The sequence below is a fragment of the Streptomyces sp. NPDC096040 genome (assembly GCF_040303265.1).
GTDB lineage: Bacteria > Actinomycetota > Actinomycetes > Streptomycetales > Streptomycetaceae > Streptomyces.
In genome coordinates, this window is the sequence record NZ_JBEOTA010000066.1 from 1 (window position 1) to 18,944 (window position 18,944).

Sequence of the window (18,944 nt, forward strand, 5' to 3'; positions counted from 1 at the left end):
ATCGCGCCGAAGAACGGGTCGCTCAGCGGGCCGGACACGACGATCACGGATAGCTTGCGGCCGGAGGAGCCGCCGGACAACCCTATAGTCCCCATATGGACCTTCTGGCCTTCGGCGTCCAGTCCGACGAGAAGCCCCTCCTCGAACGCGCCTTCCGCCCCACCCCCCACGGCATCCGGTGCCTCGACGTCTTCCTGAACCAGGACACCGCCCCCATCGCCACCGGCTGCGAAGCCGTCTCCACCAGCGTCAACGCCGACCTCGCCGCCCCGTCCTGGAGGCCCTCGCGGCCGGCGGCACGCGGATGATCGCCCAGCGCAGCACCGGCTACAACAACATCGACCTCACGGCCGCCGAACACCTCGGCCTCACCGTCGCCCGCGTCTCGTCCTACTCCCCGTACTCCGTCGCCGAGTTCGCCTGGACCCTGGCCATGGCCGTGAACCGCCGGGTGGTGCGCGCGGCCACCCGCACCCGGGACTTCGACTTCCGCCTGGACGGCCTGATGGGCCGCGACCTGCACGGCCGTACCGTCGGCGTCCTCGGCACCGGCAAGATCGGCGAGGCGTTCACCGGATCGCCCACGGCTTCGGCGTGAAGCTGCTCGGCTGGGACATCGCCGAGAGCCCGGCCTGCGTCGAGCTGGGCATGAAGTACGTCGCCAAGGAGCAGCTGCTCGCCGAGTCCGACCTGGTCAGCCTGCACGTCCCGCTGACGCCCGAGACCCAGCGGCTGATCGACGCCCGCGCGCTGAAGGCGATGAAGGACGACGCCATCCTGGTCAACTCCAGCCGCGGCGGCCTGATCGACACCGCGGCCCTCGTCGACGAACTCCGCGCCGGCCGGTTCACCGGTGTCGGTCTGGACGTGTACGAGTCCGAGGCGGGCCTGTTCTTCCTCGACAAGTCGCTGGAGGCCATCGAGGACGACATCCTGGCCCGCCTGGTCACCTTCCCGAACGTCCTGGTCAGCTCCCACCAGGCGTACTACACCGAGGACGCCGTCGGACAGATCGTCGACGCCACGGTGCGCAACGTCCTGGACTACCGGGCCGGCCGCCGCTCGGAGAACGTGCTGGTGCCGCGCAGCTGACCGATCAGCTCGCGCACCACGGCGGCACCGTTCAGCGTGAGGACCGACTCGGGGTGGAACTGCACCCCGGCGAACCCTTGCCCCCGTACGGCGTGCACCTCGTCGTTCGCCGCCCGGCACACCTCCACGCCGTGCGCCGCCAGCTCCCGTGCCGCGTCCTCGTCGCAGCGGGCCACGAAGCTGTTGTAGAAGCCGACGGTCTCCGGACGCCCGAACAGGTCCACGGTCGTCTGCGCCCCCTGGTACGGCACCTCCTTCCGTACGATGTCCAGGCCCAGCTCGGCCGCGATCAGCTCGTGCCCGAGGCAGACGCCCAGTACCCCGTGCCGGTGTTCCCGGATCACGGTCGCCGTCAGACCCCGCAGGAACCGCATTCTCGGATCGTCCAGGTCGGACGGGTCACCGGGCCCCGGGCCCAGCACGACCGGTCCCCCGTGCGCGAGCACCGCCGCCCGCAGCCCCGGCTCGTCGTAGCGCCGGACGGTCACGTCGAGCCCGGCCGCCCGCAGCACATGCGCGAGCATCGCCGTGAACGTGTCCTCGCCGTCCACCACCAGCGCGTGCCCGGCCAGCTCCCCGGTCCGCTCCTGCATCCGCAGCCAGAACGGCGCCAGCGCGGCCCGGCGCCCGTCCAGCGCGGCCCGCACCCGGGGGTCTTCGGCCAGCCGGGGCCGCGTCCCCTCCGCACGCGGCCGTGACGGTCGTACCCTTAGGGCCGCGAGGACCCCCGCCGCCTTCGCATGTGTCTCCGTGACCTCGCTCACCGGGTCCGAGCCGCGCACCAGCGTGGCGCCGACAGGCACCCGCAACCGCCCGTCCGCGTCGATGTCCGCGGTGCGGATCAGGATGGGCGAGTCCAGGGTCTGGGCGCCACCGGAGTCCCGGCCGAGCAGGGCCAGCGCACCGGCGTAGTAGCCGCGCCCACCGACCTCGTGGCGCTCGATCACCCGGCAGGCGTTCTGCACCGGCGAGCCCGTGACGGTCGCCGCGAACATGGTCTCCTTGAGGACCTCCCGCACATCCAGCGAGGACCTGCCCCGCAGCTCGTACTCGGTGTGCGCGAGGTGGGCCATCTCCTTGAGCCGGGGCCCCACCACCACGCCCCCCATGTCGCCGACCGTGCACATCATCTTGAGCTCCTCGTCGACGACCATCGACAGCTCCTCGATCTCCTTGCCGTCGGCGAGGAAGCCGAGCAGATGCTCCGGGGTGGGCCCCTCGGCCGGGTAGCGGTACGTCCCGCTGATCGGGTTCATGACCACCGTGCCGCCGGCCATCCTGACGTGCACCTCCGGACTGGCGCCGACCAGGGTCCGGTCCCCGGTGTGCACCACGAACGTCCAGTAGGCACCCCGCTCGCCCTCCAGGAGCCGCCTGAACAGCGCGAGCGCGTCGGCCCGGCCGAAGCCCGGGATCCGGCCCTGGTACGTCCGCCGGATCACGAAGTTGGCGCCCTCGCCCCGGCCGATCTCCTCGCGCAGCACCCGGCCGACGATCTCCGCGTACTCCTCGTCGTCGACGTCGAAGCCGCCGTCCTCGACCCGCACCGCGTGCGCGGGCAGCTGGGCCAGGGCGTCCGCCAGGGGCAGGGTGTGGGTCTCCTCGGGGGTCAGGACCAGCAGGGGCGTCCCGTCGTCACGGACGTCGAAGCCGCGCTCGCGGATCTGCCGGAAGGGAACCAGGGCGAGCCCCTCCTCGGGCAGGTCGGCGAGCCGGTCACACGCGGTGACCGGGCCGAGCAGCACCTCCACCGTGCTCTCGTCGTGGCCGGGCGTACGGCGGCGGAGCAGGGCGAACGGGCGGTCGTCGTGGAGCAGCTGGGTCAGGTCCATGGTTCCTCTGCCTGATGAAGGAGGAACGACCCCGGAAACGCCGAAGGCCGCCCCTCGGGCGGCCTTCGCGAAGTCTTGCGTACGCGCAGTCAGTGGGCCGCCGGAGAAGCGGTCCACCACCAGTTCTGGTTCGAAAGCGCGAACATGCCGAAACCCTACCGCACCCCACTCTCCGTCCACAGGACAATCTCTCCGTCTCACCAGTCGAGCCAGGGGAAAAAACGGTGGACGCAACCCCGTAATGTTTACGAGGTGACCGTGAACGCTAAGACCGGCCCGAGCGCCGGCAACACCTGGCGAGACCTGCCCGCGGCGCAGCAGCCCGAGTACCCCGACCCCGAGGCTCTGCGCGCAGTGATCGCGGACCTCGAGTCGTATCCGCCGCTCGTCTTCGCGGGCGAGTGCGACCAGCTGCGCGCCCGGATGGCGGCGGTTGCCAAGGGAGAGGCGTTCCTCCTCCAGGGCGGCGACTGTGCCGAAGCCTTCGACGCGGTGTCGGCCGACCAGATCCGCAGCAAGCTCAAGACCCTGCTCCAGATGGGCGCCGTGCTGACGTACGCGGCGTCGGTGCCCGTGGTGAAGGTGGGCCGGATCGCCGGCCAGTACTCCAAGCCGCGCTCCAAGCCGACCGAGACCCGCGACGGGTTGACGCTGCCGACGTACCGGGGCGACTCCGTCAACGGCTTCGCGTTCGACGAGGCCTCCCGCGTCCCGGACCCCGAGCGGCTGAAGCGGATGTACAACGCGTCCGCCTCCACGCTCAACCTGGTGCGCGCCTTCACCACCGGCGGCTACGCGGACCTGCGCCAGGTGCACGCCTGGAACCAGGACTTCGTGAAGTCCTCCCCGTCAGGCCAGCGCTACGAGCAGCTCGCCCGCGAGATCGACAACGCGCTGAACTTCATGCGGGCCTGCGGCGCGGAGCCCGAGGAGTTCAAGACGGTCGAGTTCTTCTCCTCGCACGAGGCGCTGCTGCTGGACTACGAGTCCGCCCTGACCAGGGTCGACTCCCGCACCGGCAAGCTGTACGACGTCTCGGCGCACATGGTGTGGATCGGTGAGCGCACCCGGCAGCTGGACGGGGCGCACATCGAGTTCGCCTCGAAGATCCGCAATCCGATCGGCCTCAAGCTCGGCCCGACGACCACCGCCGAGGACGCGCTGAGGTACATCGACCGCCTCGACCCGGACCGCGAGCCGGGCCGGCTGACCTTCGTCGTCCGGATGGGCGCCGACAAGGTCCGCGACAAGCTCCCCGAGCTGGTCGAGAAGGTCACCGCCTCGGGCGCCACCGTGGCCTGGGTGACCGACCCGATGCACGGCAACACCTTCGAGGCGGCCTCGGGCCACAAGACCCGCCGCTTCGATGACGTGCTCGACGAGGTCAAGGGCTTCTTCGAGACCCACAAGACCCTCGGCACCCACCCGGGCGGCATCCATGTCGAGCTCACCGGTGACGATGTCACCGAGTGCGTGGGCGGCGGCGACGAGATCTTCGTCGACGACCTGCACCAGCGCTACGAGACGGCCTGTGACCCGCGTCTGAACCGCAGCCAGTCCCTCGACCTGGCGTTCCTGGTCGCGGAGATGTACCGGGACCAGTGACGGGTCGGGCTGTTACGGCGACGTGAAGTGGGGCGTGGATCACAGACGATCCACGCCCCCTCCACTTTTGCGACCGGCGAGGGATGGGTAAGGTTAGGTTTGCCTCACCGATCAATCGGGACGGCACCATCGATCGATCGGGCGGGAGGTGAATCCGCGTGTACGTCTGCAGCTGTTTCGGGGTGACCGAAGCGCAGGTCAAGCAGCACGCGGAGGACGGGGCCTGCACCCCTCGCCAGATAGCGTCCGCCTGCAAGGCGGGGACGGACTGCGGGTCGTGTGTCCGCCGTATCCAGGCGATCCTGGGCCGCGGCAACTGCCCCCGCCGAGAGCTGGCCGACCAGGGCCGCCCGGTCCTCTCCGAACTGGACGAGGCCGCCTAGGGCGCCTGTCCGGCGGATCACGCCGCAGACGCGGGGTTGTGGCACGTACTCCCCCAGAGGAGCGACCCCAGCGGCGTTGTCGTCACTCGCCGACGTCCACCAGCCTTCGGCCGGGGGTGCCCCCACCGCGTCGCCCGCCGCGATGGGGGTGCCCCCGCGCGAGCAACTTCGAGCGTGGGGGAGGCTGATGTCCACGCCTCCTCCGCCTCGCAGCCGCACGCACCACACCCCGCTCACCAGCGTCGATGAGTCACCGCTGATGTCCTGCGAATTGATCCGCCGGACAGGCCCTGGACCCGGCTGCCCGGTTCAGCTGCTCTCGGGCTGGTTGATGATCTGCGAGATGTAGAGCGCCTCACCGAGCTTCTCCACCAGGTCCAGCTGGGTGTCGAGGTAGTCGATGTGGTGCTCCTCGTCCTCCAGGATGGTCTCGAAGATGTTCGCGGACGTGATGTCGCCCTTCTCGCGCATCACCTTGATCCCGCGCTTGAGGCGGTCGATGGCCTCCACCTCGACCTGTTTGTCCGCCTCGAACATCTCCTTGACGGTCTGACCCACCCGCACATGGAAGAGCCGCTGGTAGTTGGGCAGCCCCTCCAGGAACAGAATCCGGTCGGTGAGCACCTCGGCGTGCTTCATCTCGTCGAACGACTCGTGCCGGGTGTACTTCGCGAGCTTGTACCAGCCGAAGTTCTCCTGCATCTTCGCGTGCAGGAAGTACTGGTTGATCGCGGTGAGCTCACCGGTGAGCTGCTCGTTGAGGAATTCGATGACCTCGGGGTCGCCCTGCATCGCAGAGGCTCCTTCCGCATGGGTGCCGTCGGGTTCCGTACGGGACGGACGGGGATGTTTGCGGCGCATGATTGCACCGGCATAGAAGATCGTCCAGTAAGTGCGGACTTAGTAGGTAAAGGAACGCTTGATGCCAGTTGGTCGTTTTGACGATCTTCGGAGGGTTTGCCTGGTCAGGCGCACCACCCGCGGTCTGTCAGGATGGAAGGCATGGGTCATCCGGTGGAGCGCGCGTCCAGAGAAGCTGCAGGGTCCGAGCTTCCGCCGGGACAGCGACTCCAGCGCGGCTGGCCGGTCACCCACTACGGTCCGGTGCCCAAGTTCCGTCCCGAGCGCTGGGAGTTCAGGGTCTTCGGCGCCACCGCCGACGCGGGCGCGCACACCTGGAACCACGAGCAGTTCACGGCCCTGCCGTACACCACCGTGGTCGCCGATCTGCACTGCGTGACGAAGTTCAGCATGCTGGGCGCGGAGTGGGGCGGAATCCCGGCGCGGACCGTCCTGGAGCTCGCTCCCCCCGCCCCCGACGTCACCCATGTGATGGTCTGGGCGGAGTACGGCTTCAGCTCCAACCTGCGTCTCACGGACTTCGCCGCCGAGCGCACGATCTTCGCCACCCACAAGGACGGCGAACTCCTCACCGCCGAGCACGGTTTCCCGGTGCGTCTCGTCGTCCCCCATCTGTACGCCTGGAAGGGCCCCAAGTGGGTCCGCGGCATCGAGTACATGACCGCCGACCGCCGCGGCTTCTGGGAGGAGCGCGGCTACCACAACCTCGGCGATCCCTGGAAGGAACAGCGCTACTCCTACCAGGAGGGGCCGGGGGACGGCCCGGAACTCTGAGGCGGTCGGCTGACCAGGGTGGTCAGCCGTCGCGGAGGCGCTTGAGGCGCTCGACGTCCGCCGCGTGCCCCTCCTTGCCGCCGGGCGTCTCGATGACCAGCGGTACGCCCGCGGTCGCCGGGTGGGTCATCAGCGCACGGAACGGGTCCTCGCCGATGTGCCCGGAGCCGATGTTCTCGTGCCGGTCCTTGTGCGCGCCGACGACGTCCTTGGAGTCATTGGCGTGGATCAGCTTCAGCCGCCCCTCGCCCACGGTCTCCACCAGCAGGTCCAGCGTCTGGTGCATCCCGCTCGGCCCGGTCAGGTCGTGCCCGGCGGCGAACACATGGCAGGTGTCCAGGCACACGCCCAGCCTGGGATGCGCGTCCAGCGCCTCGAAGTACGGCCCGAAATCCCAGGTCCGTGAACAGAGCGAGGCGCCCTGCCCCGCGGTGGACTCGAGCAGCAGGAACGGGTCGTCGTCATGGGTCAGCTCGTCCAGCAGCGGCAGCAGATGCGCCCGCACCTGCTTCAGCGCCACCTCCCGGGCCCGCCCACCGGTGGCGCTCCCGGTGTGCACGACGACCCCCAGCGCCCCGATCTCCCGCCCGCGCCGCAGCGAGTGCCGCAGCGACTCCACCGACCGCTCGACGGTCGCCTCGGTGTGCGAGCCGAAGTTGATCAGGTACGGGGCGTGCACATACGCGGGGATCGCCCCCTCCGCACAGGCCGCGCGGAACGCCTCGTCCTGCTTCGGGCTGCCCGCCGGGGTGGCCCAGCCGCGTGGGTTGGCGACGAAGACCTGCACGCTCTCGGCCTTCAGCTCACGGGCGTACGCCAGTCCCACGGAGTGCAGGCCGCCGGCCACCGGGACATGGCCGCCGACGGGGTTGCGGGAGGGGCCGGATTCCGGGGTGCCGGAGGGACGGGACGGGTGACTCTTCACCCGTCAAGGGTGTCACGGCGCGGGCCGGCCCCGGTCACCGGATGGTGATCGTTATCGTCGACCCCTTGGGCGCCTGCTCCCCGGCGTCCACCGACTGCTGCTTCACGGTGTTGCCGAACAGCCCGAGCAGCCCGCGGTCCTCCTTGACCTGGAAGCCGGACTGCTCGAGCAGCTTGGTCGCGTCATCGACCGTGGCTCCGACCACGCTCGGCACCTCGACCATCTCCGGGCCCTTGGACAGCGTCAGCGTCACCGTGTCGCCCTCGGCTGCCTGGGCGTCGCCCACCGGGGTCTGCCGGGCGACCTGCCCCTGGTCGTACTGGGAGTTGACCTCGGTGGCCGACACGGTCACCTTCAGCCCGGCGTCCTGCAGTTCATGCCGGGCGTCGTCCAGGTCGTCACCGGTGACATCCGGGACGTCGACGGGCGAACCCTTGCTGACGACGAGCGCGATCGCGGTCCCCGCGTGCCGCCTGGTCCCGGCCCCCGGATCGCTGGAGATCACCGACCCCTTGGGCACGCTGTCGCTGAACTCCCGTGTCACCATGCCCGGTTCGAGCCCGTCGGCCCTCAGCAGTGCCTTGGCCCTCGCCTGCGTCCGACCCTGCACATCCGGCACGTTCACCGTCTCCGGGCCGTCCGAGATGGTCAGCGTCACCGAGTCGTTGCTGCGGATGCGCTTGCCGGCCGCCGGGTCGGTGCTGATCACCGTCCCCCGCTTCACCGTGTCGCTGTAGGCGTGCTCGACCTTCCTGATGTCGAGCCCGGCCTCCCTCAGCCGCGCGGTGGCCTGCGCCTCGGTCTTCGACAGCAGCGGCGGGACCTTGGTGAACTGACCGGAGTTGATGTACCAGATCCCGGTGCCGGCGCCGAAGAGGACCAGTACGGCGACGACGAGCGTGACCAGTCCGCGCCGGGAGCGGCGGCGGCCCGTGTGCCGCCGGTCCGGCACCGGCGGCGCCTCGAACCGGCTGGTCATCAGGACCCTGTCGGCCGGCTCGTTGACGGGCAGCGGCCAGGACGGGGGTCCCCCCGCGCGAGCGAAGCCGAGCGTGGGGGAGGTCAGCGACCGCGGAATGACACTCGTCCGGTCCTCGGCTATGTCATGCGCCCGCGAGAGCGCCTGCGGCGGTACGGCGTCCAGCTGCTCGTCACCGAGCGTGCCGCGCGCCCCCCGGACCCGGGCCAGCAGCGCGACGGCGTCGTACGGCCGGACCTCGGGGTTGCGGGCGGTGCCGAGGGCGACCAGCTCGTCCAGCTCGTAGGCCAGCCCGGGCACGGCGGCGGAGGGCGGCGGCACGTCTTCGTGGAGATGCTTGTAGAGGATCACCGCGGGCGAGTCCCCGTCGTGCGGCTTCTGCCCGGTGAGCATCTCGTAGAGCACGACTCCGCAGGCGTACACGTCGACGCGCGGATCGGCGGCCCCGCTCTCGACCTGCTCGGGCGCGAGGTACGCCACGGTCCCGAGCACGGCGCCCGTCGTGTTGGTGACGCTGTCCACGGACCGCACCAGCCCGAAGTCGGCAACCTTGACGCGTCCGTCGTCCCCTATCAACACGTTCTCGGGCTTCATGTCCCGGTGTACGAACCCGGCGCGGTGCGCGGCGCCCAGCGCGGCCAGCACCGGCTCCAGAATGTCCAGCGCGGCCCGCGGCTGCAGCGCGCCGCGCTCGCGCAGCACGTCACGCAGGGTGCACCCGGCGACGTACTCCATCGCGAGATACACATACGACCCGTCGGTCCCCTGGTCGAAGACCTGGACGACATTCGGGTGGGCCAGCCGGGCGACCGACTTGGCCTCCCGGATGAATCTCTCGACGAAGGACCCGTCCGCGGCGAGTGCCGGATGCATCACTTTCAGCGCGAGCACCCGGTCCAGCCGGACGTCCAGGGCCCGGTAGACCGTGGCCATCCCGCCGACGGCGATCCGCGCGTCGACGCGGTAACGGCCGTCGAGCACCTGCCCGACGAGAGGGTCCTGAAGCGTCGTATCCACCCAGCGAGTGTACGAGCCCCGGCTGAAACCCCCACAGGTGAGACAGTTTTTCCCACCGGACTGCAGCGCACCTGTGACGCACCGCGTACTCCGCACCCACTGCCGACACTCACCCCGCGGCCGCCGACGGCGCTCGGCCCCCACGGGAGAGTTCCGCTTCCCAGCCAACCGTTTCGGGCGGTGCGTGGGTGGGAGAGAAAGGCGGGAGGGGACCGGCGGTCAGAACGCGGGACGCTCGGGGTCGAACACGGCCAGGCCCTCCGCAGGAGACGACGCCTCCGCGAAGAACCGCCGCGGAATCCGCCCCGCCAGCCGGGCCAGCCTCCCCGCCTCCACCCCGGCCCGCATGGCGGACGCCATCCGCTCAGGATCCTGCGCCCGCGTGACCGCCGACGCCAGCATCACCCCCGCACACCCCAGCTCCATCGCCAGCGCCACGTCGGAAGCCGTACCGGCCCCCGCGTCCAGAATCACCGGCACACGCGCGTGCTCGACGATCAGCCGGAAGTTGTGCGGGTTGCGGATCCCGAGCCCCGACCCGATCGGCGACCCCAGCGGCATCACCGCGGCACACCCGACGTCCTCCAGCTTCCGGGCCAGCACAGGATCGTCGTTGGTGTACGGCAGCACCGTGAACCCGTCGTCGACCAGCGTCTCCGCCGCGTCAAGCAGCTCGATCGGATCCGGCAGCAGTGTCCGCTCGTCGGCGATGACCTCCAGCTTGACCATCGAGGTCCCCAGCGCCTCCCGGGCCAGGCGGGCCGTCAGCACGGCCTCCCCGGCGGTGAAGCACCCCGCCGTGTTCGGCAGCACCCGGATCCCCAGCCGCTCGAGGACCGACAGCACGGAGCCCCGTACGCCCGGATCCACCCGCCGCATCGCGACCGTCGTCAGCTCGGTCCCGGACGCGACCAGCGCCCGCTCCAGCACCTCAAGGCTCGGCGCACCCCCGGTCCCCATGATCAGCCGGGACGAGAAGGCCGTACCCCCGAGGACAAACGGATCGTCGGCCATGGCTCAGCCTCCCTGTACGGCGGTCAGGACTTCCACGCGGTCACCCTCGGCGAGAGCCGTACCCGGCCACTCCCCGCGCGGTACGACCGTCTCGTTGACCGCCGCGGCCACCCCGGACGGTGCGGCCGTGAGGGACTTCACGAGTGTGTCGAGAGCGGTGCCCGGGGTGATCTCCCGGCGCTCCCCGTTGACGGAGATGTTCATGCGGTCTGCTCCACGAGTACGCCGGGGACGGGGCCGAAACGCTTCGGCGAGAACGGACGAGCCTCTTCCGGAAGCTCACCGCCGGTCAGCAGCTCCGCCATCACGTCACCCGTGACCGGCGTGAGCAGCACCCCGTTGCGATGGTGCCCGGTGGCCAGCAGCAGCCCGTCGAGGCGGGTCGGCCCGAGCAGCGGCGCGTTGTCGGGGGAGCCGGGGCGCAGCCCGGCCCGGGTCTCGGTCAGCGGCAGCTCGGTGATGCCGGGCACCAGCTCGTGCGCGTCGCGCAGCAGCTCGTACACGCCCCCCGCCGTGACCGTCGTGTCCCAGCCCAGCTCCTCGCTCGTCGCCCCGACGACCAGCTCGCCGTTCTCCCGGGGCACCAGGTAGAGATGGCCGCCGCGGACCACGGCCCGTACGGTCCGGCTGAGGAACGGCGCGTACCGCGCGGGCACGGTCAGCCGCAGCACCTGCCCCTTCACGGGCCGCACCGGCGGCAGCACGTCCTCGGGTACCCCCGCCAGCCGCCCGCTGAGGCTGCCGGCGGCGAGCACGACCCGGTCCGCGCCCAGTAGCTCTCCCGCGCGGGTGACGGCACCGGCGGCCCGCTCCCGTACCACCTCCAGGCGCTCGGCCCAGTCGCGGTGGAAGACCACCCCGGCCCGCTCGCACGCGGCCACCAGCGCGGCCGCCAGCCGGCGCGGATCGACCTGGTGGTCGCCGTCCACCCGCAGCCCGCCGCGCACGCCCGGCGCGAGCATCGGCTCCAGGCGCCGGCAGTCCCGCCCGGACAGCCACTCGGAATCCAGCCCCGACTGCTGCTGGAGGGCGTGCAGCTCGCGCAGATGCGCCCGGTCGTCGGCGTCCAGCGCGACCGCGAGCGTGCCGCAGCGCCGGTAGCCGAGGTCGTGGCCGGTCAGCTCGGTGAGCTCGGTGGCGAAGTCGGGATAGCGGCGGGCGGAGGCCAGGTTGAGCCCCAGCAGGGTCTGCTCGCCGTAGTGCAGTTCGGTGACCGCGGCCAGCATCCCCGCCGCGACCTGCGCGGCCCCGCCGCCGGGCGCGGGGTCGACCACGGCGGTGTCGAGCCCGCGCTGCGCGGACCGCCAGGCCGTGACCAGGCCGATGATTCCGCCCCCGATGACGAGGACGTCGGACGTGTGTGCGGACATGGGCGTCCAGCCCCTCCCTTCGCCGGCATGACCCGGATCAGGTTCGTACGGTCGGAGGCCGCCAGCCTCCCTCTCAGCCCGGTGCGTCCGGGCTCCCGCGTGTGCTTCCTCGCCACCCTAGCCCGCAGAGCTCCGCCCTTGTAAGACGGCCTCGGCCGGCGATGTGGAACAGGTCACTCAGCACGCCCCCTGACTGACTCTTTGTCAGTTGTCTATCGTTCTTGTCTATGGTGATCAGGTGAGCGAGCAGACACAGCGACGTGGCACGTCACAGACGCGACGGGTGGTCGTGGTGGGCGCGGGCATGGCCGGGGTCCAGACCGCCGTGGCCCTGCGCGAGCAGGGGTTCACCGGCACCGTCACCCTGATCGGCGCCGAGCCGCACCAGCCGTACGACCGGCCGCCGCTCTCCAAGGCCGTGCTGCTCGGCAAAGCGGAGAACTCCGCCTTCGAGGTCGACTTCGAGGCGCTCGGCATCGAGCTGGCGCTCGGCCGCGACGCCCTCGGCGTGCGCCCCGCCGACCGTGAGCTGGACACCGAGGCCGGACCGGTGCCGTACGACGTCCTGGTCCTCGCCACCGGTGCCGAGCCGATCACACTGCCCGGCACCGAGGGGGTGCCCGGCGTCCATCTGCTGCGCACCCTGGACGACGCCGAACGGCTGCGGCCCGTGCTCGCCCGGCAGCACGACATCGTGGTGGTCGGCGCGGGCTGGATCGGCGCCGAGTTCGCCACCGCGGCCCGCGAGGCCGGCTGCGCGGTGACCGTCGTGGAGGCCGCCGACCGCCCGCTCGCGGGAGCGCTCCCGGCCGAGGTGGTCGCGCCGATGACCGTCTGGTACGCGGACAGCGGCGCCGAACTGCGCACGCACGCGCGCGTGGCGCGTGTCGAACCAGGCGCGGTGATGCTCGACGACGGCTCGCGGCTGCCCGCGGACGCCGTCGTGGTCGGCATCGGCGCCCGCCCCGCCACCGGCTGGCTGGCCGGCTCCGGCATCGAACTGGGCGCGCACGGGGAGGTGCTCGCCGACGACCGGCTGCGCACCGGTGTCCCGGACGTCTACGCGGTCGGCGACTGCGCCTCCTTCCCGTCCGGCCGCTACGGCGAGCGCCTCCTGGTCCACCACTGGGACAACGCCCTCCAGGGCCCGCGTACGGTGGCCGCCAACATCCTGGGCGAGTCCGACGCGGTCTACGACCCGGTGCCGTACTTCTGGTCGGAGCAGTTCGGCCGCTTCGTGCAGTACGCCGGCCACCACGCGGCGGCCGACCGGCTGGTGTGGCGCGGCGACCCGACGGGCCCCGCCTGGAGCGTCTGCTGGCTCCGCGAGGACCGCCTGGTCGCCCTCCTGGCGGTAGGCCGCCCGCGTGACCTGGCCCAGGGCCGCCGTCTGCTCGAGGCGAACACCCGAATGGACGCCGAGGCCCTGTCCGATCCCGCCCGCCCCTTGAAGAACGCCACTGCGGCGCCCCTTTAGGGGCGCGGGGTCTGACATATGCGGCTCCGCCGTGTGGGCGCGATCAGCCCCCACAGGGCGGCACCCGAACGACGACCCTCCCGGCACTGCCATCGCGGCACCCCTGGCGGAACGCCTACCCTGGATCCGTGACCGAGATTGACGCAAAGATCGATGCTCTCGTCCCCGCCTGGCTCACCGTCCCCGACATCGCAGAGATGCTGGACGTCGAGGTGACGCGCGTGCGGCAGCTGGTCAAGGAGGGCCAGCTCATCGCCGTACGCCGTGGTGAGAACCGCGCGCTGCACGTCCCCGCCGCCTTCATCGACGGGGACAAGGTCGTCAAGGGCCTGTCCGGAACCTTGACGCTCCTGCGGGACGACGGCTTCACGGACGAAGAGATGCTGGAGTGGCTCTTCACACCTGACGCGAGCCTGCCCGGCACCCCCGCGCAGGCCCTGAGCGAGAATCGCGGCACGGAGGTGAAGCGCCGCGCCCAGGCGCTCGCCGTCTGAGGCAGCCAGTACCGAACACAACGGGGGACACCGAATGACCGACACCGCCCGCGCCCAGCTGACCGACGCCCGTCTCTACCTCTGCACGGGCGCCCGCAAGGAGCAGGGCGACCTCGCCGAGTTCCTGGACGCGGTCCTGGCGGGCGGTGTCGACATCGTGCAGCTGCGCGACAAGGGCATGGAGGCCGCCGAGGAGCTGGAGCACCTCGCCGTGTTCGCCGACGCCTGCGCTCGGCACGGAAGGCTGCTCGCGGTCAACGACCGCGCGGACGTGGCCCACGCGGCCGGCGCCGACGTGCTCCACCTCGGCCAGGACGACCTGCCGGTCCCGGCCGCCCGCGCGATCCTCGGCCCGGACGTCCTGATCGGCCGCTCCACGCACGCCGAGCCCGAGGCGGCCGCGGCCGCCGTCCAGGACGGCGTGGACTACTTCTGCACCGGCCCCTGCTGGCCCACCCCCACCAAGCCGGGCCGCCCCGCTCCCGGCCTCGACCTGGTGCGGTACACCGCCGCCCTGGGCACGGACCGCCCCTGGTTCGCCATCGGTGGCATCGACCTGGGCAACCTCGACCAGGTGCTGGACGCGGGCGCCCGCCGGGTGGTCGTGGTCCGCGCACTCACCGAGGCCGACGACCCGGGCGCGGCGGCAGCCGAGTTCGCGAAGCGACTGCGGTCCGAGTAGCCCGTCGGCACAACCCGTCCGGAAACTTGTCCAGTATCCGGACGTGAGACCGACAATCCGGGCAAATCCCCCGAGTGCGGTTGGGTGACCGTCCGCCCCTGGCTAACCTGCGAGTATGGCCCTCGGAACCGCATCCACCAGGACTGACCGCGCACTCACCGTGCGTGACATGCTCGTCTCCGGCAAGACCACGTGCTCGTTCGAGTTCTCGGCGCCGAAAACCCCCAAGGGCGAGCGGAACCTGTGGACCGCGCTCCGTCGGGTCGAAGCGGTCGCCCCCGACTTCGTCTCCGTGACCTACGGCGCCGGCGGCTCGACCCGCGCGGGCACGGTCAGGGAGACCCAGCAGATCGTCGCCGACACCACGCTCACCCCGGTCGCCCACCTCACCGCGGTCGACCACTCCCTGGCCGAACTGCGCAACATCATCGGCCAGTACGCGGACGCCGGGATCCGCAACATGCTCGCGGTGCGCGGCGACCCGCCCGGCGACCCGATGGGGGAGTGGGTGGCGCATCCGCGGGGCCTGACCTACGCCGCCGAACTCGTCCGGCTCATCAAGGAGTCGGGTGACTTCTGTGTGGGCGTGGCCGCCTTCCCGGAGATGCACCCGCGCTCCAGCGACTGGGACACCGACGTCCGGCACTTCGTCGACAAGTGCCGCGCGGGCGCCGACTACGCCATCACGCAGATGTTCTTCCAGCCCGAGTCGTACCTTCGCCTTCGCGACCGGGTCGTCGCGGCGGGCTGCGAGACCCCGGTGATTCCGGAAATCCTGCCCGTCACCAGTGTGAAGATGCTGGAACGGTTGCCCAAACTCAGCAACGCGGCCTTCCCGGACGCCCTGAAAGAGCGGATCCTCACAGCCAAAGACGATCCGGCGGCGGTACGCTCCATCGGTATCGAGTTCGCCACGGAGTTCTGCGCACGGCTGCTGGCCGAGGGCGTCCCCGGACTGCACTTCATCACGCTCAACAGCTCCACGGCGACGCTGGAAATCCACGAGAACCTGGGCCTGCACCATCCCCCGCGGGCCTAGACCGGCCGCACCGGAGTACGACACACTGCGTAGCGGTCATTGGGAGAGGGGCGTACATGGGCTGGACGGTCCTCTACGCAGCGTTCGGCATCGTCGCGCTGTGGTTGCTGGGCGAGGTACTGCTGCAGTACAAGGCGCGACTGCGCTGGCGGCTGCTCGCCTTCGCCGGCTTCCTCGGGGTCGTCTTCGGTGTCCTGATTCCGTCGGTGATCGTCATCGGTCTGGGCGCGATCGCCTTCGCGGTCGGCCAGACCTACGTCACACTCTCGTTCCGCCGCGGCTTCGAGGCCGGCTGGGCGGTCAAGCGCCCCGGCGCGGACGGTGACGGCGGCCCGATCAAGCGCCGCCGCGGCGAGCCGGACGAGGACCCGGGCCTGGAAGCCACCGACCCGGACGCGGCCGACGCCGCCTACGCCGACCAGGAGGCCTACGCCACGGGCGGCAACCAGCCCTACGGCGGTGACGAGGAGTACGACCGCGACGACGTCTTCTCCCCGGCCCTCCCCCACTCTCAGCTACGTTCGAGCGGGGGGACCCCCATCGGCGAGCCGACCGCCGCCGAGTCCACCGCGGTGTACGAGCCGCAGCCGATGCCCGACGACACCGGCTCCTACGGCATATACAACGAGCCCGGCTACGCCACCACCGGCGACCCGGCCTACGCGACCGCCGGCCAGGACCAGGCGTACGCGGCCCAGGGCACCGACCAGAACTACGCCTACGACTACTCCGGCTACGGCCAGCAGCAGTACGGCTACGACGTCAACGGCCAGCCGCAGTACGCCAACTACTCCGACCCGTACATCGGCAACCAGACCTACGGCGGCGCCGGGTACGACCAGTCCTACGGCACCCAGCAGTACGACCAGCAGGGCTACACCCAGGACCAGTACGGCAACGGCGGCTACGGCGAGACCCCCGCGGGCGGTGTCTGGGTCCCGCAGCAGCGCGCCGACGAGACCTACGGCGGCGAACTCCCGCAGGAGCAGCCGTACCCCTACCAGGGCGACGGGCAGGGCCAGCAGCAGGGCCAGCAGGGCACCGGGTACGACGAGCAGTACCGTTTCTGAAGCCACCGCTTCCCAAGCGCCCGGCCGCGTCTCACCGCGAGCCGCGGAACTCCGGTCCCTCCACGATCAGTCCGGCCACCAGCGCCCCCGACATACCCGCGTGCGGAAGCCCGCCACCGGGGTGCGACCAGCCGCCCACGGTGAACAGACCTGACAGTTCAGTGGTGTTGGCCGGGTGCAGCAGCCCGCCCGCGCCGGCCGCCAGCGCCGGAGGCGGCACCGCCCCGCCGACCGCGCCGGTCTCCGCCGCGATGTCCGCCGGAGTGCGTACCTCCTGCCACACGACGCGGTCACGCAGCCCCGGTATGGCACGCTCGGCGACGGTGATCATCCGCTCTGCCCCATCGGGACCGCCGCTCCCGGCGGGCACCGTCGAGACCAGCGCGACCGCCTCGTGTCCGGCGTCCGGGACCAGGGCCGGGTCGTCGGGCCGCAGCACCGTCACCGTCCCGGGCGCGGCCGGCGCCGAGCCGAACAGGCCGTCCAACTCCGCGGCACGGTCCGCCGGGTGCACCACGGTCCGGTGAGCGGTCCCCTCCGGCCGCCCGCCCCGCAGCGCCAGCAGCACGGTGAGCCGGCTCGGCAGCCCCTGCCGGGGCGCGGGGCCGGCGTCGGTCCGTACCGCGGGCCGGCTCAGCGCCTCCGGCGGCACGCCCGCCACCACGAAGTCGGCGTCGGCCACCCCTCCGTCGGCCAGCTCCACCCCCGCCACCCGGCCGGCCTTCTCCAGGACCCCGGTGACCTCCGCGCCGAAGACGAACTCGACCCGGCGCTTCACACACCGCTCGTACACGGCCCGCGCCAACTCCCGTATGCCACCGCGCACATACCAGGTGCCGAAGGCGTGCTCCAGATACGGCAGGACGGCCGCGCTCGCCGGAGTGTCACGGGGGTCGAGGCCGTAGGCGAGTGCGTGGCTGTTCAGCAGGGCGGCGAGGCGCTCGTCGCGCAGCTCCCAGGCGCCGATCTCGGCGAGTGTGGCCGCCCGGCGGGTGCGCAGGAGCTTCCTGTGCGGCACGGACGGGTAGGGCTCGCGCTCCGCCAGCACCTGCCAGTTCGGCCACAGCGGCTCCTCCAGGAGTGGGCGCCGGGTGCGGTCCCAGGCCTCCCGGGCCCGCACCAGGAAGTCGCCCCAGCGCTGCCCCGCGCCTCCTCCGAGGGCCTCGTCGAGGGCGGTGACGACACCCGCGCGGGACGCGTTGGGGAGTGCCACCTCGGTGCCGTCCGCGAAGACATGCCGGGCCGACGGGTCGACCTGGACCAGCTCGACCAGGTCCTCCAGCGGCTCCTTGCCGGTCTTGACGAACAGGTCGCGGTAGACGGCGGGCAGCGGCAGCAGCCCCGGGCCGGTGTCGAAGGCGAACCCGTCGCGCTCGAACCGGCGCACCCCGCCGCCGAACGTCTCCGTACGCTCGTACACCGTCACCCGGTGGCCCGCGACGGCCAGCCGGGCGGCCGCCGCCATGGCGCCCATCCCGGCGCCGATCACCGCAATCCGTCCCATGCCCGCGACTTTATCGACCGCCACTGACAATCCGGCCGGGCGGGCCCGTCAGTCCGGTGGCCTGCCCAGGTGGGCCGCGAGCCGGCGTTCCTCCCGGTGCTGGGCGCGGCGGCGCCAGAAGCGGCGGATCCGGGAGATCAGGAACACCAGCACGGTCAGACCGGTGGCCAGCAGCACCGCCGCGATGATCGCCGCCGCCAGCGGGTGGAACATCGCGAACGACACGATCGCGCCGACCCCGAGATCCTCGGCGAAGCTCAGCACGATGTTGCTGAACGGCTCCGGCGAGGTGTTGACCGCCATCCGGGTCCCGGCCTTGACCGTGTGGCTGGCCAGCGCCGTCGAACCCCCGATCAGCCCGGCCGCCACGTCCGACAGGGAGCCGCTGTGCCCGGCGAGCAGCGCCCCGACCCAGGCGCCCGCCACCGGGCGGACCACCGTGTGCACGGAGTCCCACACCGAGTCGACGTACGGGATCTTGTCGGCGACCGCCTCGCACAGGAACAGCACGCCCGCGATGATCAGGACCTCGGGGCGTTGCAGCGTCGCGGGGACGTCGTCGCTCACGCCCGTCGCGCCGAAGAGGCCGAGCAGCAGCACCACCGCGTAGGCGTTGATTCCGCTGGCCCAGCCGCTGGTGAAGACCAAGGGGAGTACCGACACGGACGCGATCGTAGCCAGTCGGCGACCGCGCGTCCTGGGCCTGAGCACACAGGACTGAGTACGCGTACCTAGTAGGGCTTTGTTAGGTTCTGTGGTGGGCTTCGGGTGTGGGGGCGGGCTGGCCGCATATCGAGCAGGCGCCGGTCCAGGTGGCCAGGATCTT

18 protein-coding genes, 1 pseudogene and 1 riboswitch are annotated in these 18,944 nt (G+C 71.4%); of the genes and pseudogenes, 9 read left to right on the top strand and 10 right to left on the bottom strand.

The genetic code is table 11. The features are described 5' to 3' along the window. The first annotated feature begins 95 nt into the window (after window positions 1-95). A pseudogene (locus ABTY98_RS41125) lies at window positions 96-1,092 on the top strand (2-hydroxyacid dehydrogenase). Here the strand turns inward: ABTY98_RS41125 and ABTY98_RS41130 are convergent. Both ABTY98_RS41130 and ABTY98_RS41135 read right to left on the bottom strand, forming a co-directional pair. Further along, window positions 1,044-2,924, bottom strand: coding sequence for an anthranilate synthase family protein (locus ABTY98_RS41130; protein WP_352226296.1), 1,881 nt, complete (start codon window positions 2,922-2,924; stop codon window positions 1,044-1,046). The pseudogene ABTY98_RS41125 and the gene ABTY98_RS41130 overlap by 49 nt on opposite strands. Window positions 2,925-3,013: 89 nt before the next feature. Beyond that, the gene (locus tag ABTY98_RS41135) at window positions 3,014-3,070 is read right to left on the bottom strand and encodes a trp operon leader peptide (RefSeq protein ID WP_111582571.1); all 57 of its coding nucleotides are present in this window, start codon (window positions 3,068-3,070) and stop codon (window positions 3,014-3,016) included. 106 nt (window positions 3,071-3,176) lie between these two features. Between ABTY98_RS41135 and ABTY98_RS41140 the strand changes: the two genes are divergently transcribed. Then, on the top strand, window positions 3,177-4,529 hold the full coding sequence (locus ABTY98_RS41140) for a class II 3-deoxy-7-phosphoheptulonate synthase (RefSeq protein WP_352226297.1): 1,353 nt from the start codon (window positions 3,177-3,179) through the stop codon (window positions 4,527-4,529). 158 nt (window positions 4,530-4,687) lie between these two features. Then, window positions 4,688-4,912 (top strand): (2Fe-2S)-binding protein, encoded by a 225-nt coding sequence (locus ABTY98_RS41145; RefSeq protein WP_352226298.1) that lies wholly within the window; start codon window positions 4,688-4,690, stop codon window positions 4,910-4,912. A 309-nt stretch (window positions 4,913-5,221) separates the two neighbouring features. Here the strand turns inward: ABTY98_RS41145 and bfr are convergent, their stop codons facing one another. Next, a complete protein-coding gene (bfr, locus tag ABTY98_RS41150) occupies window positions 5,222-5,704 on the bottom strand; it encodes a bacterioferritin (RefSeq protein ID WP_352226299.1) in 483 nt (160 codons plus the stop codon). Between the two features lie 210 nt (window positions 5,705-5,914). Here bfr and ABTY98_RS41155 point away from each other — a divergent pair, with 210 nt between their 5' ends. Beyond that, complete coding sequence (locus ABTY98_RS41155) at window positions 5,915-6,547, top strand: sulfite oxidase-like oxidoreductase (RefSeq protein ID WP_352226300.1); 633 nt, start codon at window positions 5,915-5,917, stop codon at window positions 6,545-6,547. Between the two features lie 22 nt (window positions 6,548-6,569). Here the strand turns inward: ABTY98_RS41155 and ABTY98_RS41160 are convergent, their stop codons facing one another. From ABTY98_RS41160 to thiO, 5 genes are all read right to left on the bottom strand, one after another. Further along, a complete protein-coding gene (locus tag ABTY98_RS41160) occupies window positions 6,570-7,472 on the bottom strand; it encodes a deoxyribonuclease IV (protein WP_352226301.1) in 903 nt (300 codons plus the stop codon). 34 nt (window positions 7,473-7,506) lie between these two features. Next, on the bottom strand, window positions 7,507-9,468 hold the full coding sequence (pknB, locus tag ABTY98_RS41165; RefSeq protein ID WP_352226302.1) for a Stk1 family PASTA domain-containing Ser/Thr kinase: 1,962 nt from the start codon (window positions 9,466-9,468) through the stop codon (window positions 7,507-7,509). Between the two features lie 219 nt (window positions 9,469-9,687). Continuing rightward, a complete protein-coding gene (locus tag ABTY98_RS41170) occupies window positions 9,688-10,482 on the bottom strand; it encodes a thiazole synthase (protein WP_352226303.1) in 795 nt (264 codons plus the stop codon). Between the two features lie 3 nt (window positions 10,483-10,485). Continuing rightward, on the bottom strand, window positions 10,486-10,686 hold the full coding sequence (thiS, locus tag ABTY98_RS41175) for a sulfur carrier protein ThiS (RefSeq protein ID WP_351732427.1): 201 nt from the start codon (window positions 10,684-10,686) through the stop codon (window positions 10,486-10,488). Further along, complete coding sequence (thiO, locus tag ABTY98_RS41180; RefSeq protein WP_352226304.1) at window positions 10,683-11,852, bottom strand: glycine oxidase ThiO; 1,170 nt, start codon at window positions 11,850-11,852, stop codon at window positions 10,683-10,685. The genes thiS and thiO overlap by 4 nt, the downstream gene beginning before the upstream one ends. Next, window positions 11,850-11,961, bottom strand: a riboswitch (TPP riboswitch). Its footprint overlaps the gene before it by 3 nt. 129 nt (window positions 11,962-12,090) lie before the next feature. On the opposite strand from thiO, the gene ABTY98_RS41185 reads away from it, so the two are divergent. From ABTY98_RS41185 to ABTY98_RS41205, 5 genes are all read left to right on the top strand, one after another. Then, window positions 12,091-13,329 (top strand): NAD(P)/FAD-dependent oxidoreductase, encoded by a 1,239-nt coding sequence (locus ABTY98_RS41185; protein ID WP_352226305.1) that lies wholly within the window; start codon window positions 12,091-12,093, stop codon window positions 13,327-13,329. A 128-nt stretch (window positions 13,330-13,457) separates the two neighbouring features. Continuing rightward, complete coding sequence (locus ABTY98_RS41190; protein WP_352226306.1) at window positions 13,458-13,823, top strand: Rv2175c family DNA-binding protein; 366 nt, start codon at window positions 13,458-13,460, stop codon at window positions 13,821-13,823. A gap of 34 nt (window positions 13,824-13,857) precedes the next feature. Continuing rightward, on the top strand, window positions 13,858-14,505 hold the full coding sequence (gene thiE / locus ABTY98_RS41195) for a thiamine phosphate synthase (protein ID WP_352226307.1): 648 nt from the start codon (window positions 13,858-13,860) through the stop codon (window positions 14,503-14,505). Between the two features lie 115 nt (window positions 14,506-14,620). Next, window positions 14,621-15,544 (top strand): methylenetetrahydrofolate reductase [NAD(P)H], encoded by a 924-nt coding sequence (gene metF / locus ABTY98_RS41200; protein WP_352226308.1) that lies wholly within the window; start codon window positions 14,621-14,623, stop codon window positions 15,542-15,544. Between the two features lie 56 nt (window positions 15,545-15,600). Beyond that, complete coding sequence (locus ABTY98_RS41205) at window positions 15,601-16,614, top strand: SCO2102 family sporulation regulator (RefSeq protein WP_352226309.1); 1,014 nt, start codon at window positions 15,601-15,603, stop codon at window positions 16,612-16,614. Window positions 16,615-16,645: 31 nt separating this feature from the next. Here ABTY98_RS41205 and ABTY98_RS41210 read toward each other — a convergent pair whose 3' ends face one another. Together ABTY98_RS41210 and ABTY98_RS41215 are read right to left on the bottom strand one after the other, a co-directional pair. Further along, the gene (locus ABTY98_RS41210; RefSeq protein WP_352226310.1) at window positions 16,646-18,118 is read right to left on the bottom strand and encodes a phytoene desaturase family protein; all 1,473 of its coding nucleotides are present in this window, start codon (window positions 18,116-18,118) and stop codon (window positions 16,646-16,648) included. Window positions 18,119-18,166: 48 nt separating this feature from the next. Then, on the bottom strand, window positions 18,167-18,781 hold the full coding sequence (locus ABTY98_RS41215; RefSeq protein WP_352226311.1) for a DUF4126 domain-containing protein: 615 nt from the start codon (window positions 18,779-18,781) through the stop codon (window positions 18,167-18,169). Between the last annotated feature and the right edge of the window lie 163 nt (window positions 18,782-18,944).

What these genes read in the sequence shown, in the direction of transcription:
- ABTY98_RS41130 (WP_352226296.1), bottom strand. Translation starts at nt 2,924, where the DNA reads ATGGACCTGACCCAGCTGCTCCACGACGACCGCCCGTTCGCCCTGCTC.
- bfr (WP_352226299.1), bottom strand. Translation starts at nt 5,704, where the DNA reads ATGCAGGGCGACCCCGAGGTCATCGAATTCCTCAACGAGCAGCTCACC.
- ABTY98_RS41155 (WP_352226300.1), top strand. Translation starts at nt 5,915, where the DNA reads ATGGGTCATCCGGTGGAGCGCGCGTCCAGAGAAGCTGCAGGGTCCGAG.
- ABTY98_RS41170 (WP_352226303.1), bottom strand. Translation starts at nt 10,482, where the DNA reads ATGGCCGACGATCCGTTTGTCCTCGGGGGTACGGCCTTCTCGTCCCGG.
- thiS (WP_351732427.1), bottom strand. Translation starts at nt 10,686, where the DNA reads ATGAACATCTCCGTCAACGGGGAGCGCCGGGAGATCACCCCGGGCACC.
- thiO (WP_352226304.1), bottom strand. Translation starts at nt 11,852, where the DNA reads ATGTCCGCACACACGTCCGACGTCCTCGTCATCGGGGGCGGAATCATC.
- thiE (WP_352226307.1), top strand. Translation starts at nt 13,858, where the DNA reads ATGACCGACACCGCCCGCGCCCAGCTGACCGACGCCCGTCTCTACCTC.
- metF (WP_352226308.1), top strand. Translation starts at nt 14,621, where the DNA reads ATGGCCCTCGGAACCGCATCCACCAGGACTGACCGCGCACTCACCGTG.
- ABTY98_RS41205 (WP_352226309.1), top strand. Translation starts at nt 15,601, where the DNA reads ATGGGCTGGACGGTCCTCTACGCAGCGTTCGGCATCGTCGCGCTGTGG.
- ABTY98_RS41210 (WP_352226310.1), bottom strand. Translation starts at nt 18,118, where the DNA reads ATGGGACGGATTGCGGTGATCGGCGCCGGGATGGGCGCCATGGCGGCG.